Here is an 18,818-nt window from a genome sequence, read left to right on the forward strand (position 1 = left end):
ATTTGAATTATTTGTTATTTAACGAATCCATTCTTAATTTATAATAATTAATATCATGTTCAACCATAGTTTTTACTAATTCTTTAAAACTTAGTTTTGGTTTCCATCCTAATTCTTTCTTAGCTTTAGATGCATCGCCCACTAATTCTTCAATATCGGCAGGCCTCTTGATTGATTCATCGATCTCAACAAAATCATTCCAATCTCCCAATCCGCTATATTCAGCCGCCAAAGTAAGAAATTCTTCTAGCGAATGTGATTCTCCAGTTGCAATTACATAATCATCTGGAGTTGGTTTTTGTAGCATCAACCACATTGCCTCTACATAATCTCCTGCAAATCCCCAATCTCGTTTTACATGTATATTTCCTAAATGAAGTTTTTGTGTTTTTTTAAATTTTATTGCAGCAAAAGTGCTAGATATTTTTCTTGTTACAAATTCTAATCCTCTTAATGGAGATTCATGATTAAAAAGAATCCCACAACATGCAAAAATATTGTACGCATCTCTATAATTAACAGTCATATGATGTGCAAAAACTTTTGCAGCTCCATATGGACTCCTTGGTTTAAAAGGCGAGCTTTCATTTTTTATTCCGGGATAATTGCCATACATCTCACTAGTTGAAGCTTGATAGAATTTAGCATGTGGCGCATATTCTTTTATTGCCTCAAGAACGCGTATTACTCCAATACCTGTAACATCTGCCGTAAGAATTGGTTGTTGAAATGAGGCAGTAACAAATGACTGAGCTGCCAGATTATAGATTTCATCTGGTTGAGATTGTTTAATTGCTTGTTGAATAGAGAGTTGATCTGTGAGATCAGCTTTAACTGTGGTTATTTTTTCAAATGTGTCCATCTCTTCTAATCTTTCAAATAATTTGTGACTTGTTCTTCTAAAAGTACCATAAACATTGTATTTTTTCTTCAAAAGAAAATCAACCAGATAGGAACCGTCTTGTCCTGTAACTCCAAAAATTAATGCATTTTTCATCCTACAACCAATCCATTTTCAATCACCTTATCTAAAAACTCTTTAAAACCTGCTCCACCATGTTCATGGCCTTTCCATACTTCGATTGCAAAGCTAGTGTTTTTGTATTTATTTAAGATCGGTATTATTTTTTCGAATGGTAAATCACCTTCACCAAACTGCAATCCTTCACCATCTATTCCTCCAGCATCTGATAAATGATAATGATCTACATAGTTTTCTATTTTTTGTAATTCGTCCACTAATGATAATTTTTTTGTGTTACAATAAAGTTGAGAATGACACAAGTCAAAACATACACGTAGTCCTGTTTCTTTACAGTAATTTACCATTTCCGAGGCATCAAGAAATACATTGCTATTCCATCTGCCACCAAAAAACCAAGCATAAGGAGGCATGTTTTCTAAAAGAAAGTTCACATTTTTTATATCTAGGTATTTTACTGCATCTACTAGTTTATCTTTCATTTTTTGAATCACAGAGGGATTTAGTTCATTTAATGAATAACCGCCAGGATGAATTATTATTGTAGGTTTACCTTTAAAGTGTTCATTAAAAGAAATTGTTTTATCAATAGCTTTTTGAATTAATTCTAGTGTTTTTTCTTGTGAGTGAATTTGATTGGTTTCTTCTAAACTCACAATGTCCAACAATTTTCTGTTAAAATATTCATAACAATGCACTATTAATTGCTGGTCAAAATTTCTATCTATATTCAGATTTAAATCACTATCAGAAAAATGAAATTCAAGTGTTTTAGGATTAAATTTTAACATATCATCTAGATCATGTTTTCTTACTTTCATGCCTAGAATCATTTTAGATCTACTGGTAACAGATATTGCCCCTTTTTTATATTTCTGGTTGATTTTTTTCCAATTATATCATAATAGTATTGTGGTGAAAGTCCTTTTGCTGGTCCTTTGATTTCTACATTTTGTTCTGAAAAAATATCTCCTTCATGTATATCCAGTGAACAAATGATGCTTTTACCAAGTACCTCACGTTGCAGAATTTCTCCTCTAGTCATTTTCTTTATTGATTCACCTTTTGCCTTTTCGGATTCTCTAATGTATTGTACAAGATTTTTAAATTCGTCTGGTTCTAATGATGCAGCTTGGTCTATTCCTTCCATAGTTTTATCCAAGGTAATATGACGTTCAATCAATACAGATTCCATATTTGCGGCTGCTAGAGAGGGAATAATTCCAGGTTCATGCCCACTATAGCCAATTGGAACATCAAATTTTGTTCTTAAAAGTGGGATTAGATTGAGATTAAGTAATTCGACTGGAGAAGGGTAAGTACTATTACAATGCAACAAAATAAAAGGAATGTTTTCTTTTTTTACAAAATTGACTGTTTTTTCAATTTCCTCAAGTGTTGACATCCCCGTAGAAATAATTAGTGGTTTTTTTGCTTTTGCAACGTAGTGTATTAATGGTAAATTTGTCATGTCAGCTGATGCAATCTTGTAAGCTGGAACATTAAATTTTTCAAGAAAATCTACACTGTGAGTATCCCAAGGTGTACACAAAAAAGGAATTTCTTTCTTCTTACAATATTCAATTATTTCTTGATATTCCGATTCATTAAATTCAACTTCCTTTAAAACGTTAATTAATATCTCAAGTCCTTGGCTATCCAAATTTGGGTTTTCTAAAACATCATTTTTATAGATACTTTCTAAAGATCTTTTTTGGAATTTTACTGCGTCAGCACCAGCTTCTACTGCAACATCAATCAGTTTTTTTGCTAGAGGTACTTGACCATTATGATTTATTCCAATTTCTGCAATTACATAACATGGCTCTCCAATACCCACTAACTTATCTCCAATTCTAATTTTATTTTTGTAACTGTATTCCAATCCTTAATCACTACAGAGAGACTTGTTTTTGTTTGTTTGCCATTCTACCATAGATTATGCAACTATTTTCCTTTTTTTATAATTGCTTTATTTGAAAGTCATACGTGTAAGATTTGAAAAGACGTAGCAATTTTACCATATAGAATAACCACCGTCTACAACAATTGCTGCACCTGTAACATAGCTAGATTTTTCACTGCATAGATAATCAGTCAAGTCATTCAACTCATTCTTTCTCATCATACGTGACATGGGAGTCAATTCTGAGTATTTTTTAACAAATTTACTGCTTTGATTTAGGAAAGTCCCACCTGGTACAAGACAATTTACTCGTATATTTGGTGCAAAATGAACAGCTAGATATTTTGTAAGATGTATTACACCAGCTTTGGATACACAGTAGCCGATATCCTTGTGTGAGCCCTCATACATATCAGGTCTTGAGGAAACTATTCCCAAATATGATGAAAAATTAACAATTGCTCCTGTTTTATTATTTCTTGCAAATTCTCTGCAAACAGAAAATAGTGCTGTCAAGTTAACTTCCATATAATTGGAAAATGATTCTAATGGAATATCAAATACAGTTCTTTTTTTCCTTTCAGCATTTACATGATCGTTTAATGCAAAACAATTTATCAAATAATTTGCATGGTTATTCTTAAACCATTTTTTTACAAATTTTTCATCAGTCAGATCATGTCCTAATTCAAGATCTAATTTGTAAATTTTATTGTCCTTTTCAAAAAACTTACAAATTTCAGATCCTAGAAGACCTTCAGAACCAGTAATTATTATTTTTCTCATCACATACACTCAACTCTTTGTTTATTGATTTACCTTTCTTTTCTCAACTAATTCAATGATTTTATTACAGATTCGTTCTCCAGCACGTCCATCCCACCTGTACATAAATTCCCTAATGAAATTTTCACGCTTTTGTTCTAATGGAAGATCAGACAATAATGCAGTATGAATTGATGAAACTATTGAGGATGGCTCTTTACAATCAATGGCTAAACCTTGTTCCAAAAATACGTCTCCCTGAATATTGAAAAAATTACATATTATAATTGGTCTTTTTGATAACAGTGCATAAACCTCGGCAGTGCTGGATTGAAAAGATACTACTACATCAACATCTTTTAGAAAATCCTGGATATCGCCCTTCTGGTAAACAGGTATCGATGAGTCTATTGAATGGATCAGCGATTTATAATCCGAGAGAACCGAAGACGAAGGATGAATTTTAACTGTTAATGACATTTCCTTTCCATTTTGTACAATTTGTTTAACAGTTTCTTGAACAGCATACTCTCTTTGCTTGCTAGTCCAAAATCCATGTTCGTACAATGTTGAAGGTGCAAATAATACACGAATAATACCATCTTTTTTGTCTGTATCTTTTTGATTTGACATTTTATGAAAAGCTGCATCATAAATTGGATTACCAGTTACAATAAGGTTTGATTTGTTAAAACCTAAATCAAGTCTTTGTTTTATGAGACTTTCATTTTCCAAAAATTGTATGGTTTCACTAGCAAATCTTGGATCAAGTCGATCAGAGAGAACAAATTTCCAAATAGTAAAGAGGGATTGTAATCTGTCTTTCTTTAAGACCATCATAGTTCTTAACATGAAAAGATATTTGTAAATGTAAAATCTACCCCTTCGCATAAATTTCTTTTTTTGTTGTTCTGTATCAGTTGGAATTGAATCTTGAAAAAACCGGCTTAAATTAGATATCATATTTTTAGTGGCACTTTTTGCAATCCAGATGTTGCTGTATACCACACAAAACACTGGAATATGAAAAACTTTGGCAGTTGAAGACAAGGCATAATCAATAAACTGCCATGTCTCGCTTGCATAGATGATATCAGGTTTTTCCTTTTGGATTACATCTAGAGCATTTTTATAATTATGAATATCTAAAATAATGTTCTCCGAGTTATTTTGCTGTATTACAGGTAGTTTTTCAGGAGTATAAACCAGCCACATTATTTGTACTTTAGTTCTATTTTGTATAACTGGCAAAAGATTTTCAAAAAATAATGTGATAAAGGATTTAGTATCAGGCATGGTGTGTAGTGGAATTAAAATTTTTAAAATATCCATATTGCTTGTCATGTAATTGATCATAAATGGTTATTCATATTATCAGTAAAAAATATTGTAAGTTTAAATAAAATAGATATTATTTCATATAATTTTTATCTTAGATTTGAATTTTGCAGGAACGCCAATCCATAATTCATTTTTTGGGATATTTTTATTAACAAATGAGTATGCACCGACAATGGAATTTTCTCCAATTATTACATTAGGCATTATAGTACTATGGGTACCAATTTTACAGTTATTCTTTAAAACAATTCTTCCATGTTTTTTATCAATGGTAGAATTAGAATAAATTGAACAATGAGAACCAATTTGAACATTGTTACCGATTTCAACTCCGTATTGACTGTTTATGTAAGTAAATGTGCCAATGTCAAAATTCTTACCAAGTATCAGTTTTTCTGGATATTGAACTATGTAATTATATTTGGTTAGTTTGCTATGCTTAATGATCGGTTTTTGCCATTTTCTTTGTTGGTTTTTTTTCATTTGTTATCAATATGATAATTGTTTCTGGATTAAATTCTTATTCAAATCAAGTTTTTCAAGGAGACTTGTAATTTTCTTTGAAGCATTGCCAGTTCCATAAATATAGTTGTCAATTGAGTTTATAGTTTTTCTTGATTTTAATGCTTTTGATATTGTCCGATAAATCGTTTTTACTGCCGTATCTTTTATGTCAAATACGTTTTTACTCCTCTCTCTACCTTCTTGACGTGTTCCAATATTAATAACAGGGATATGAAAATAGCCAGCTTCTATCATGCCACTACTTGAATTACCAACTAATACACCACAATTTTCTAGCATTCCAAGATAGTCATTTCTTGGCATAGATCTATACATTTTGATAAAAGGGTATTTTCTAGAAAATAATTTCAAGGTTTCAAAAATCTTGTTGTTCCCAGCATCTGAGTTTGGTCCAATTGCAATAGTTATTCTTTTTGTCTTGACAATAGCATTAAGTATAGTTCGAATTTGTTTTTCAGCAAGCTCAGTTTGTGTAGTAACCGGATGTTGTAATAATAAAATTTCCTTTCCAGTAAACTTTATCCCATATTTTTTCTCCAGATTACTTTTACTAGTGATCTGTTTATTTGCAATTTCATCCACAGTAGGAGAACCAGTGAAAAAAACATATCGTGGATTTTCCCCCATTTTTATTATCCGTTCTTTACTTTTTTTAGTTGCTGCAAAATGAATATTTGATATTTTTGTAATAGCGTGACGATTGTATTCATCAATACCGCCAGATTTATCCCCTCCATGTATGTGCGCATTAGGAATATTCATGTGATAGGCGGCAATAGATGATGCCAACATTTCGTCTCTGTCACCTAATATCAGATTAATATCAGGTCGTACTTTGTTAAGAATTTTGGAAAATTCGATGATTCCTCTTCCTACTGCTTCTGACATAAAATATGTGGTATCTCCTTTTGGAATCATATCAACGGTAGCAAAAATTTTGAACCCATCTTTTTTAATTTCATTAATTGTTAACCCATGTTTTTTAGATAAATGCATGCCTGTAACTATTAAGTATAGATCTAATTTTTTACTTTTCAATATAGCATGTAAAATTGGGCGCAATATTCCATATTCTGCCCTTGTTCCAGTTGTGACTAAAATTTTTCTTTTTTTCATTTATAATGATATAAACAAGTTTTCATAATATTAGGTTTAATTTGTTATTTTATTAATCCCGTTCCCACTTTAAATTTGGGGTGCCACACTCCATCCCTATCTTGCTCAAAGAAATCATGATTATACCATTTGTCCATAATTTTCCAAAATTCTCTAGTTGATATTCCCACAAATTCACAAAATTTATCTAAAATTCCCTGATCTAATTTTTTATCAAATTCTTCAACAACAGGGATCATTTCTTCTCTGGTTTTTAATCCATATCTTATCCAACGGGAAGCATTATCGGTAGCTACGGAATGGGCAAATTTAAGGTACTTCAGATAAGGATTCAATAAATATGACAATGAGTCTATTTGGTCATAATTATCAATTGAGCCTTCTCTTTCATATTCATGTCCAAGGTGTCTAAAACCCCAACGTTTTGCTACTTCATAATTATGTACAGAATTCCAAGGCACAAAATAACTTAAATAAATTGGATTTAATCCAAATTTTTCGCATTCTTCAACTGATGGAGGAATAGTAGATGCCAAGTCCTTTTCTGATATTTGATTATCTTCAAGCCATTTTTTTGGAAAAGGTCTAACAACATCATTTGATGGTTGTAACATTGCAGATGGTGTTTCTGTATTATACTTACCACCATAAGTATAGTTTACATCTTCACCATATACTAACAATTTCACACCTAGCTGTATTGCCATGCGATAAGGAAATGCGTAGATTAATGAATCAACATACCAAGATGGCTGACCAAATTCCTCAAATGCTTTTCTAGTTAATATTCTAGTAATGTGCCTATTGGGTTGTAATACAATTATTTCACATCCAAATACATCAGAAATATTATCGAGGTTTTTTCTTCCTGTTTCAGTCCAATCTGTATTTCCAACTGTGAGAAGAACCGGATTCATTTTCATCACCTCTTTCATAATATAAATTTGAAAGTGAGAGTCCTTTCCTCCAGAAACTGCAATAGCACAGTCATATCCATTACCGTTACTTCCCCTATACTTATCACATAGAGTTCTAAGTTCTTTTAGTCTATTATTCCAATCAGTTGTTTTTTGTTTTTCAAAATTAATACATGCAATACAAATACCATTCTCATCAAATTTAAGTCCAGGTCTTGTATTTGGCATAAGACATTTTTTACAATATTTCATTTTACTCAGTTTTGTATTTCAACATATATATCGATTTCACTGTATATGGCATAAGAGCAATTATCATAACAATTGCACTATTAATTAGTATACAAATTAGAGATATATTTATGAGACAAAACACAACTATAATGCTTAATTCATGGTTTGATTTCTTCTAGCTATGTCATATGACCAAAAAGTGAATGAAATATGATTTTTTTAGTGGCTGAAATTGGTGTTAATTGGGACGGAGATTTAGATCTAGCAAATGAAATGATGTTAAATGCAAAAAAAACTGGTTTTGATGCAGTAAAATTCCAAGCATTTAATGAAAGCATAGTTAAGAATCATCCAGAAAATTCTCGTTTAATTAAAACTTCAATTTCTAAAAAAAACATAGAACAAATTGATAAATTATCAAAATCTATTGGAATAGAGTGGTTTTGTACTCCCATGTATGCCGAAGCTGTAGATCTATTAGATCCCTTTGTTAAAAGATTCAAAATTAGAGAGAGTGATAGTAGACCTATATTAAAAAATGAAACAACCTCCTTGTTCGAAAGAGTATTGAAAACGAATAAGGAAATAATCATGAGTAGTAATGCATCACCACGTACTAGCAAATATTTTAAAAATTCTCAAATAAAATGGCTTTATTGCGTTCCTAAATACCCTTGTGAATTAAATGAATTAGATTTCACAGATTTTAGAGATTTTCATGGTTTTTCAAATCATTCTCCTAGTATCATAGCACCAGTAACTGCAGCTATCTTAGGCGCAAAAATAATAGAGGTACACATTACATCTGATAAATCAAAGAATTTCTTTGATAATAATGTGAGTTTTAATTATTCTGAACTTGAAGAACTAGTTTCATTAATTCGTCTTTCTGAGAAAATAAAAAAATAATTCGAATAGATATATTAGATTCGGATTGAAATTCCATACATGAAACCCATCTGTTTTATAGGTGCCAGAGGAGGATCAAAAGGAGTACCAAGAAAGAACATAAGAAAATTAGCTGGAAAACCACTCATAGCGTACACGATAGAAAGTGCTCTTGATTCAGATCTCTTTAGTAGTGTAATTGTCTCTACGGAAGATAATAAAATTGCTTCCATAGCAAAAAAATATGGTGCTGAAATACCGTTTATTCGCCCAAAAAAACTCGCTAGTGATACATCTGGAATGTATGAGGTCATAATTCATGCAATAGAAAAATTACGTTACTTGGGATATGAATTTGACATTATGATAAATCGAGATTGTACTGTGCCGTTCATCAGAAATATTGACATCCGAGGGTCTATTGAATTATTAAAAAGAAAAAGATGTGACATGGTTTGTGGAGTTTATAGACAACATCACAATCCCTATTTCAATATGATGGAAGTAAATTCTAATGGTTTTTTGAAATTTAGTAAAAAAAAGAGCAGGAGGATTAAAAACAGACAAGATGCACCAATCGTCTATCAACTAAATGGTTTATTCACATTTTATGTTGAAAAATTGTTAAAATACAAAAGATTCTATATGCCGCATACACTTCCTTATGAAATTCTTCCTCCTACTGGTTTAATGATAGATACAGAATTTGAATTTCAGATAGCGGAAATGATAGCAAAAAATAAAATTAAAATTTAAATTTTTTTTATTGAATTTTTGGTATTACCATGCAGTCCAACCACCATCAACTATCACATTAGTACCAGTAACATAAGAAGAAGCATCAGATGCCAAAAATAACAATGGCCCATCATAATCTTCTTTGCATGCCATTCTTCCAAGCATTGTTTTTTCTGAGTATCTCTTAACAAAATTTTTGTCTTTGTGCAGCTTTGGATCAAAAACGCCACCAAGTGTAAGAGTGTTTATTCGAATGTTTTGTCTATGCCAATATGCAGCAAGGTAACGAGTAAGGTTTACCATGGCGCCTTTTGTCGCAGCATAAAAAGCTGGTGAATTCAGTCTACTTTTTCCATAAATCCTTTGATCAGCACCAGTAATGCCATATATTGAAGAGATATTCACAATTACTCCTTTTTTTTGCTTAGACATCACTTTACCAATTTCTTGGCAGCATAAGAAAAGGCCTCTCAAATTCGTAGTAATTGTTTTATCCCATAATTCCAAAGGATATTTTTCAAAAGGTGCATCTCTTTGTGGATGATCTCGTGGAATAAAATGTGCATTATTAACCAAAATATCAATTTTTTTGTATTTTGCTAAAACATCTTTTGTTAGTGTTTTCATGTCAGATTGCTTACTTATGTCTAGATCAAACGCAATTGGATGTGTATGATATTTTTTAGCTAAATCCTCTTCTAGGTTTTTATTTTGTTTATTTTTTATATCCACCAAAACAACATTTGCACCAGCTTCACTTAACACATGTGCAAATCGAGTTCCTAAACGTCCTGCTGAACCAGTGAGAATGATAGTCTTATTTTTTAAATTAAATAATCTATTAATAGAATTTTCTTTTTTCAATTTATTGTTATCACCTTCTTAATTTTTGAAGATTTCTTTATTGCCAAGGCAATTTTCAATACTCGAAAACCTTCCTCAATACTATTAATGGTTTTTTGTTTTGTTTTAATAGATTTTAGAAAATGAGACAATTCTTCAATGTACATATCATTGTTATTATAATTTTGTAATTTCAACTTTTCAATCCATTTTTTTCTTTTTACATTATACATTTTAACTGTATTAGTATCTAAATCCCAATAAATTGTCCCATCTGTTCCTAATATCTTACAACTTCTAACAGGTGGACTCTGAAAATAATCTAGGTGTATTTCAGCTATAATGTTATTTTGAAATCTTAACAAGGCAGCTGATAAGTCTTCTGCAGATATTTTTAGATCACTGAATTTTCCAGTAATAGAAAAAACTTCTTTAACATTACCAAAAAACCAATACAGATAGTCTATTTCATGTATACATGTCAATACTACTCCACCACCTAATTCTTCACGTGATGCATAGCTATTTGGATATTTTTCATATGGATGCCAATTAGGAAGAAATGAGCCATTCTCTACACGAACAGAGATTATTCTTCCTATTTCATTATTAGAAATAATTTTTTTTATTGCCTTTATACATGGGTGGAAACGAAAATTACATCCCATTAATGTTACGAGTTTTCTTTTTTTTACTAATTTTAACAAAGTTTCAACTCTTTCTATTGAGTTAGAAAGAGGTTTTTCTATGAACAAATTAATTCCAGCATTTGCCAATTTTATTGCGATCTTAACATGAAGACTGGTTACATTGGCCAGTATTGCAATATGTGGATTTTCGTTAAGACAGTCTTCTAAAGAATGGAGTATTTTACATTTTTTTCTTCGTAAAAAGCTATCATACTTACGCCTAGTGTAAACTAAAATTTCTACATCTGGAAAAGATGATAGATTATCAATATGACGTTTTCCAATAGAGCCATAACCTACAACAAGTGCTTTCAAACATCTTTCAAGTAAATAACAAGGATATTAGTTTTCAAATTCTAAAGTATTTGGTTTCTCATATCTTAATTACAATTGGAATGATAAAATTATCATTAAAATAAACAGGAAAAGTTATTATCTAATCCATTTTATAGGTAGCTGCGAAAGAATTAAAATGATTTTTGCACGATGTTATGACCAACAAAGACAAAATGACTAAATTGAACCCAATCCTCACTAAAGAATTAAAAAATAAAATAATTTTGATTACTGGTGGAGCTGGTAGTGTAGGTGCAGTTTTAGTAAAAAGTGTCCTAGAATATCCAATTAAATCTGTAAGAGTGTTAGATATAGATGAACATGCTTTATTTAGATTAAATCGTTCTGTAAAAGATGCTAGATTAAGATTATTGCTAGGTAGTATAACAGACAAGGAACGAATTGAAATGGCAGGCAATAAAGCAGACATAGTTTTCCACTTGGCAGCAATAAAAAACATTGAAATTTCTGAATTCAATCCCATAGAGACCATTGATACCAACATTAATGGAACTATCAACATGATTAAAATGTCAATACGAAATAAACCAAAAAAATTCTTAAACATAAGTACTGACAAAGCAGCTGATGCCTCAACTTTATATGGAACCACAAAACAAATTGGTGAAAGACTGACAAGTTGGGCTGGTGTTCATATAAGCCCAACCAAATTTGCCTCAGTGCGTTTTGGCAATGTAATTGAAACAAGAGGAAATGTGTTTGAAATTTGGGATGAAGAATTAAAAAATAATAAACCGCTTTCAATAACTGACATAACAATGGAAAGATATTTTTTTCACGTAAATGATGCTGTTAATTTTATTTTAGAATGTTTACCACTAGTTAATCAAGGGGAAATCTTTGTTCCAAAAATGAAATCTCATAAAATTAAGGATCTTGCCATGAAACTTTCAAAAAAACATAAAATAATTGGATTACGACAAGGAGAAAAAGTAGAAGAAGTTCTCATAACAAAGACTGAAAAAAAAATAGCTGAAGAAAAAAAGAATATGTGGATTATAAAGCAATATTCTTCATAAAATTTAGTTATTTTGATATTTAGACTCAAAAAATTCAGCTATAGATTCAACAAGGAATTCTTTTTCTTCAGAGGTCATATTTGGATACAATGGGAGTGTTAATACTTGTTGAGAAACACGTTCTGTTATGGGTAATGACAGCTTGCTAGTTCCTATTTTTTGCATATAAAATTCTGTGAGATGAATGGGATTAAAATAAATTTTAGAAAATACTCGTTTTCTTAAAAGATAATCATGTAAATCATCTCGTATTTTTTTATCAGATAACTTTATGGTATACATTTGGTAAATATGTTCATAATCTGAAGGCGGAGTTGGAACTCTAATCTCAGGATATTTTGAAATTCTAGAAGAAATATAATTTGCGTTTTCTTGTCTCATTCTAATAATTTTATTGAGTTTGTTTAATTGAGATATACCTAAAGCAGCAGTTATGGAGGACATTCGCCAATTGTATCCTAATTCCACATATTGTGATTCAGAGGGATTGTTGAAATATTCAGTTTTATCAACTCTACCATGTGAGCGTATTAATTTTATCCTATCATGAATTTCTTTTGAATTTGTTACTATTGCTCCGCCCTCTCCAGTTGTAAGTACTTTATTACCACAAAAACTAAAGATTGCCAAATCTGCTACAGAACCAACTTTTTTTCCTTTTACCGAAGAACCCAAAGATTCTGCAGCGTCTTCAATTAGTAAAATATTATTACGTTTAGCTATTTCTTGAATCTCAAAAATATTACATGACATACCTCCGTAATCCATTGGCACTATTGCTTTTGTAAGAGGATTTATCTTAGTTAAAATAGATTTTGGATCTAAACCATAAGTACTTTCTTCTATATCTGCAAAGTTTGGTTTTGCACCCACAAAAAGAACTGAATTAGCAGTAGAAATAAACGAAAATGATGGTACAATAATTTCATGACCATGCCCTATACCATATGCCAAAAATGCAGCGTGTAGAGCAGAAGTACCTGAATTTAATGCGACACAATAATCAGTACCAACATAATTCTTGATTGCATTTTCAAATTCTTTAATTTCTGGACCCATCGCCCAATTATTTCCACGTCTAACTATCTTTGTGATTAAATTCAAATCTTCATCGTCAGTGTAAATCTTATAGAGAGGAATTTTCCAAGATGAAACGCTACCATCTTCATTATTCAATGTTAAACAATAATTACACGATATAATTAACTCATACTAAAGTATAGAACCGTTAATTATTTGAGGAAATTTTTATTTTGGGATTTAATTCTTCACGAGATTTGCATACGCTACAATACTTAGTCCATTTTTCACTATGATTCCATTGCTCTAATCCAGTTTGCTCATATCTTTGATGAGCCATTTGTAACATTCGTCTTGTATCATGTTTATACATGAATTGCTTCAATGCAAACAATTCTGGAATAGTGAAGTATTGGCTCACTGTAGCCGTATACTGTGTAGCATCACCACAATCTTGCATAAATTTGTCTAGTGCTTGTAATTTCCATTTTGCTATTGTTTCTTTATTCAAATTAGGATTATCCTTTACCAGTTTTAGTCTTTCATCGTATTGTTGAAGTAAGAATTCTTTATAATCAAAATACAATGGGCTTCCCACATATGGTGTACATATGAAAGGGTCAACTTCTGCTCCATTTTGAATCCAAAAATCTACAGTCTCCATCAAGTCATTGATGTTTTCATGCGGATTTCCGATCATAAATGTCGTAAGTGGTGTAAGATTTGCTTTTTTAACAGTGTCTACTGTTTTTTGTAAGTGTGCACGTAATTGTCCCTTTTGGATATCTTGGTTGAGAACTTTATCAGATGCAGATTCAAACCCAAATGAGATGTAGGCGCAACCGGCGTCTTTCATAGTTTGAACAATAGTTGGCTGCACAGCAACGCTAGGTGCATCACCTAATGTACCCCATTTTACAATTTTGTCTAGTCCTTCTTTCACATAAAGTTCACAGAATTCTTTTGTCCATTTCAAATTACTTGTCATGTTCTCATCAAGAATTGAGATAAAGTCGACATCAAATTTTTCTTTTAACAATTTTACATTTTCAACCGCATATTTTGGAGAAGGCCATCTTGCAGGTAGCTGAAATGTATCATTTTCCTTGTCAGAAATTCTTACAAGTTTCTCTCCTTCTTTCCTATTTCCGTTACCATAGATATTCTGCAAATCTCCACGCGACATCCCATTATGTGAGCAAAAAGTACAACCTCTAGGACAACCACGTTCCCAAACAACAGATGCTCTTCTTCTTGAGTTAAAGGATTCTACTGATAATTGTAATGAGGAATATTTGAAATAAATTTCAGTTTCCATAAGATCATAGGCAGGATATGGAACTGTATTAAGATCAGAAATTAATGCTCGCGGTCCAGTGAATTTATATGAATCCTTATCACGTAGACATAAACCGTTAACTTTCTCAAAATCTTTTGTCCCTTGATTTATTTCATCATAAAGTTCTGAGAAAGTTTCTTCGCCTTCTCCTATACACATCATATCAAATTCTGGAACTAGTTGAAGAATTTCGTGTGGATTGTATGTACTCCATCCTCCTCCTCCGATAAAAATTGAATCAGGGGAATATTTTCTAATTAACGGTGCTAATTGTTTAATACGACCGTAAGTAGTAGTAAGACCACCAATACCTACCAAATCCCATCGTTCAAGAGAAATTTCTTCAGCAATTATTTTATTTGGTACGACTTTACCTCCAAAATTATCTCTAAGTGCATTTAAATCTAGAATTGCAACTTGCCCGCCTTTTTTTTCAACAATAGCTGCCAATATACCAGCCCAAAAAGGAAAGTGATTTGGGCCACTATCGATTCTTACCTCAGGTATGACAAATAGAACTTTCAATTACCTAATTATTGCCATTTGATTATTTAAATTAATGTTACAAGCTAAAAATACATGTGACTCAAACATGGAATTTTCCAATGAATTTTGCAAGTGTCATGCATAATATTCTCTTACCAAAGATTGATCCTCCCTCAGTAGCATTTACGGTATTAACCCAAGACGGTGAACGTAAAATGAATTCTTTTAATGCACTGCTATAAAATTGAAAAAGTGGATCTAAGATGCAAGTACAATCAAATTCAGGATTGTAAATTTTTGGAAATAATTGTTGAAATGCAGGGCTGTTTTTGTCTACAGATATAGTTAATTTAGATCTACCATGCGATATAATTTGTTCCCAAGGATCATCTTCATTCCACCCATGATTGATTCCAATTAGTGCCACTGTAGAGCATTTTAAAATTTGCCAGCTTACAAACCAAGAAGAGGTTCCTACGTTCCCTCCTGTTTGTATTGCAGGTAAGCCGTGAGGGTGATTTTTTGCTCTTACCATTAATGCAGCTATTTGATTAAATGACTTTCTCCCTTCTTTATTGTCAATTAACGGGTGAAGCCAATGTATCTTTATTCCTGCGTGCCTTGCACGTTCAACGGTAGTTGGTTTAACAACAGTTGAAAAAATTCCTTTTATTTTTGAGCCATATTTATCTACAATTTTATGGTCATAGAATTGTTTAACAAGATCATATGGATCTATTGTAACAACATAAAATTTTTGAAATTTTTCTGGCGTGACACCGGCACTTAGGGCATTTATCAATGCTCCATCGCAACAAACTATAGATCCCTTGTAATCACTATTTGCAAGCAGTTCCAGATGATTGTGTTTTTTTATAGAAGGGCCCCGTCCTATCACTATAGCAGAGCGTTCTTCTTTTTTGTAATTGGGATCTTTGGTAGGATCTAGTTCTCTTGCAGATGACTCAATCCAGATGTTATTCAGATTTATAGAGAAATTTTGTACCCAATCGTCAAATGACTCATAATGAAGTTTTTCCATAGTTTTTTCTATTTCATCTTGTGTTGATTTTGTATTAGAATCGCTAGCAAAAACATGATCAAACCATTCATCCCATCCCTTATTTTCAAAACCCGCTTCTTTCTTTAGTGAAAGCATTTTTACAAGGGTATTTTCATTAATTGAGAATTCAAAGTCTTTTGACATTTCTATAGTATTCTAATTTTTCCTTGATTTTAAATTGTTATTGTAATTATAATTCTTCTAATCCAAGCTCTTCATCTTTCTTATCTGATCTATATACCATAAACGATCCTTTTGCACCAGATTTTATAATAAACGCCTCGAATTCTGCTTGTGTTAATTTCTTTGAATCTTCATTATCTTTATTTTTTTCAACATCTACATTTGTTTCTAGATTTTTTTTAATGTTGAAATTCGCTTTCATTTATACGATATAACGTATTATGATATTTAAGAATGTAGTTTCAAAGTAGAAAAGAACAGGTCTTATTTTGAAAATTTAAACAAAAATGTTATTTTTGGATTAATTGTTCACTATATTTTCTCAAAAGGCATTCTTTACACATACAATCACGATCATCAATTTCATCTTTTGAGAGTCTAGACACACTAGAACACCAGCAATTCATTGAAGAATTGCACTCAAAAATAGCACTACATGTAATACAATTTTTTTTCAATGGAATACTATATTCTGTAAGTTAAAAATAGGTTTCCCTTTATATTTTTGAAAATATACTAAAATTAAAAGCTGTCTAATAATTTTGCAACTTCGTGTGATGCAATACCATGATTTGCTATAGAACTGTTTAGATATTTTTTCGAGTTTTCATAAAGTTGATTTGTATAATCTTTATCATATAGAATTTTCTTCATTCCGCTTTCTATTTCTTCTATCTTGGATATTGATAGAAATGCATTAGATTTTGTTAGTTGGTCTTCCTCGGTCCATTTCTCAATTTGGAGAGAAATAGCAGGTTTGCCAAGTATCATTGATTCTAAAACAACAGTAGAATTGTTAAATGTGATGAGCAGATCACAGGAATTAATTAATTCGATTAAACTTGCATTGTATAGAATTGGAATCGATGGATCTACTTCTTTAATTATCTTTGTTATATTACTTAGAGAGTCTGGTTGAGGATGTGGTTTAACTATCAACTGTTTGTCTGGAAATTTTCTAGCCAATCTACAGACTTCCCTTACAAAACTTTCAAATTTTATGTAAGCATCCAGATGTATTTGTTCAAAAGAAATTCTTCCAGTAACAGCAGTTGTGGCAAAGAGTATAATTCCTTTTGATTTTCCTGTACCAGCAGATTTAAAAAAATCATCATGTCTTGGACTTCCAGTTACTAGCAAGTTTTCTTCTTTGTTTCCATATGTAAGTGCACGTTTCTTCACTTGTGGTCCCCATAAAGCCTGTTTATCGCTAATAAAATGTGTATAACCATTTATTACTATTGCATTATACTTATCCCATATAACAGATGATAGATCAGTAGCGTGTTGAAGTAAAATCGATTTTACATTTCTTTTTTTAGAAAGAAAGATGATCTCCTTTTCTTCCTGAGCAGATTCAGCCCATTCAAATATTACAGATAAATTGAAAGTGTTAAACATTTCACTAGCTAATAAAATTCTTTGAACAGATTCTTGGAACCTTGAATTACAAATTTGCATGAATGATTCCTTAATGGAATACCACAAAGTAAATGAGAAAATAGAAAAAATTTCTTCGAAAACTGAATCTAAACTCCACATCTTTTCTAAGTTAGACTCAAGTATTTGAATTTCAGATTTGATTTTTTCATGAATATTTTTTTCAAAATTTTGAAGATGTATTATTTTACAATTTGAATTTTTGACTATTTTGAAACTTTGTAAATTCCAAATGGCAGGTCTGCGCTGGTTTAATAATAGTATATTTTTATCCAAATTAGACAATTCTTTTATAAGGATGTTATATTTCACAGGATCAAAATCCAATAAAAGAATAGATTTTTTGTGTATTTTATTTGGCTCAGGTTTTAATTTAAAGATCAAACTAATTGATTTATTAAAAAAATTTTTAATTTGTATGAAAGTATTTTTTGATATTGTAATAGAAATTGGATAAGAACCCACATTGTATTTTATGTTTATTTTATCAAATTGTGAAGAAGGTTGTCTAATATTGTGAGAGAATACTTGAATATTCTTATTTTCACAGATTCGTTGTAAATAGTCAGAAAGAAACGTATGCGATATTATTAATTTCGGGTTTTCTTTTTCAATTATTGTATTAATCATGGCGGCATCACCATATATTTTTATGAAATAATGTAACAATTCCATTTCTATAAGAGAGCCCAAGTTGATTTCTTGAAAAACAAGGAATTTCTTTATTAGCTCATGTTCATGCCAAATTTTCGTTATATCTATGGATTTATCATCTATATTCCTTCTATCTTCCATTCTAAGGAGATCTTCTGCTATCTCATGTGGTATGTTGTATTGATCGAGGTTCTTATGAGCAGCATAATTTAATGCGTATAATTTACAATCAGAGTATTTCGTCATTTCATTCTTAAGTTTTTCAATGTTAGTATTTCCTTCTATTATGAAAATTGTGGAGGTCATTTCCTTT

General features: G+C 31.0%; 18 protein-coding genes. 3 read left to right on the plus strand and 15 right to left on the minus strand.

Annotated elements, in window-relative coordinates:
- Nucleotides 1–7 precede the first annotated feature (7 nt).
- The 8 genes from VEU72_03060 to VEU72_03095 form a co-directional block, all read right to left on the minus strand.
- Entirely contained in the window at nt 8–997 is a 990-nt protein-coding gene (locus VEU72_03060; GenBank protein HYL66112.1) for a GDP-mannose 4,6-dehydratase, read from the minus strand.
- Nucleotides 994–1,815, minus strand: a complete 822-nt coding sequence (locus VEU72_03065) for a TIM barrel protein (GenBank protein ID HYL66113.1) — start codon at nt 1,813–1,815, stop codon at nt 994–996. The genes VEU72_03060 and VEU72_03065 overlap by 4 nt, the downstream gene beginning before the upstream one ends.
- The gene (locus VEU72_03070) at nt 1,812–2,822 is read right to left on the minus strand and encodes an N-acetylneuraminate synthase family protein (protein HYL66114.1); all 1,011 of its coding nucleotides are present in this window, start codon (nt 2,820–2,822) and stop codon (nt 1,812–1,814) included. The genes VEU72_03065 and VEU72_03070 overlap by 4 nt, the downstream gene beginning before the upstream one ends.
- Nucleotides 2,823–2,999: 177 nt before the next feature.
- Nucleotides 3,000–3,674 (minus strand): SDR family oxidoreductase, encoded by a 675-nt coding sequence (locus VEU72_03075; protein HYL66115.1) that lies wholly within the window; start codon nt 3,672–3,674, stop codon nt 3,000–3,002.
- A 21-nt stretch (nt 3,675–3,695) separates the two neighbouring features.
- Entirely contained in the window at nt 3,696–4,997 is a 1,302-nt protein-coding gene (locus VEU72_03080; protein HYL66116.1) for a CDP-glycerol glycerophosphotransferase family protein, read from the minus strand.
- Between the two features lie 72 nt (nt 4,998–5,069).
- A complete protein-coding gene (locus tag VEU72_03085; GenBank protein HYL66117.1) occupies nt 5,070–5,477 on the minus strand; it encodes an acyltransferase in 408 nt (135 codons plus the stop codon).
- A 6-nt stretch (nt 5,478–5,483) separates the two neighbouring features.
- Nucleotides 5,484–6,635 (minus strand): UDP-N-acetylglucosamine 2-epimerase, encoded by a 1,152-nt coding sequence (neuC, locus tag VEU72_03090; protein HYL66118.1) that lies wholly within the window; start codon nt 6,633–6,635, stop codon nt 5,484–5,486.
- 44 nt (nt 6,636–6,679) lie between these two features.
- Nucleotides 6,680–7,804 carry an N-acetyl sugar amidotransferase gene (locus VEU72_03095; GenBank protein HYL66119.1) on the minus strand — a complete coding sequence of 375 codons (1,125 nt, stop codon included), beginning with the start codon at nt 7,802–7,804 and terminating at the stop codon, nt 6,680–6,682.
- Between the two features lie 192 nt (nt 7,805–7,996).
- On the opposite strand from VEU72_03095, the gene VEU72_03100 reads away from it, so the two are divergent.
- Nucleotides 7,997–8,695: an N-acetylneuraminate synthase family protein gene (locus tag VEU72_03100; protein HYL66120.1), complete on the plus strand. Its 699-nt coding sequence runs from the start codon at nt 7,997–7,999 to the stop codon at nt 8,693–8,695.
- A gap of 39 nt (nt 8,696–8,734) precedes the next feature.
- A complete protein-coding gene (locus tag VEU72_03105; GenBank protein HYL66121.1) occupies nt 8,735–9,430 on the plus strand; it encodes an acylneuraminate cytidylyltransferase family protein in 696 nt (231 codons plus the stop codon).
- A 24-nt stretch (nt 9,431–9,454) separates the two neighbouring features.
- Here VEU72_03105 and VEU72_03110 read toward each other — a convergent pair whose 3' ends face one another.
- On the minus strand, nt 9,455–10,276 hold the full coding sequence (locus VEU72_03110; GenBank protein HYL66122.1) for an SDR family oxidoreductase: 822 nt from the start codon (nt 10,274–10,276) through the stop codon (nt 9,455–9,457).
- On the minus strand, nt 10,273–11,259 hold the full coding sequence (locus VEU72_03115; protein ID HYL66123.1) for a Gfo/Idh/MocA family oxidoreductase: 987 nt from the start codon (nt 11,257–11,259) through the stop codon (nt 10,273–10,275). Before VEU72_03115 ends, VEU72_03110 begins: the two co-directional genes overlap by 4 nt.
- Nucleotides 11,260–11,453: 194 nt before the next feature.
- Here VEU72_03115 and VEU72_03120 point away from each other — a divergent pair, with 194 nt between their 5' ends.
- Nucleotides 11,454–12,320 carry a polysaccharide biosynthesis protein gene (locus tag VEU72_03120; protein ID HYL66124.1) on the plus strand — a complete coding sequence of 289 codons (867 nt, stop codon included), beginning with the start codon at nt 11,454–11,456 and terminating at the stop codon, nt 12,318–12,320.
- Between the two features lie 3 nt (nt 12,321–12,323).
- Here the strand turns inward: VEU72_03120 and VEU72_03125 are convergent, their stop codons facing one another.
- The 5 genes from VEU72_03125 to VEU72_03145 all read right to left on the minus strand — a co-directional run bounded on the left by VEU72_03125 (nt 12,324) and on the right by VEU72_03145 (nt 18,811).
- Nucleotides 12,324–13,496, minus strand: coding sequence for a DegT/DnrJ/EryC1/StrS family aminotransferase (locus tag VEU72_03125; GenBank protein ID HYL66125.1), 1,173 nt, complete (start codon nt 13,494–13,496; stop codon nt 12,324–12,326).
- 52 nt (nt 13,497–13,548) lie between these two features.
- Nucleotides 13,549–15,204 carry a radical SAM protein gene (locus tag VEU72_03130; protein HYL66126.1) on the minus strand — a complete coding sequence of 552 codons (1,656 nt, stop codon included), beginning with the start codon at nt 15,202–15,204 and terminating at the stop codon, nt 13,549–13,551.
- Nucleotides 15,205–15,265: 61 nt separating this feature from the next.
- On the minus strand, nt 15,266–16,372 hold the full coding sequence (locus VEU72_03135) for a 6-hydroxymethylpterin diphosphokinase MptE-like protein (GenBank protein HYL66127.1): 1,107 nt from the start codon (nt 16,370–16,372) through the stop codon (nt 15,266–15,268).
- 46 nt (nt 16,373–16,418) lie between these two features.
- Nucleotides 16,419–16,613: a hypothetical protein gene (locus tag VEU72_03140; protein ID HYL66128.1), complete on the minus strand. Its 195-nt coding sequence runs from the start codon at nt 16,611–16,613 to the stop codon at nt 16,419–16,421.
- A gap of 320 nt (nt 16,614–16,933) precedes the next feature.
- On the minus strand, nt 16,934–18,811 hold the full coding sequence (locus VEU72_03145; GenBank protein HYL66129.1) for a hypothetical protein: 1,878 nt from the start codon (nt 18,809–18,811) through the stop codon (nt 16,934–16,936).
- Between the last annotated feature and the right edge of the window lie 7 nt (nt 18,812–18,818).

It is taken from the genome of Nitrosopumilaceae archaeon (assembly GCA_035631875.1).
Taxonomy (GTDB): Archaea; Thermoproteota; Nitrososphaeria; order Nitrososphaerales; family Nitrosopumilaceae; genus TA-20.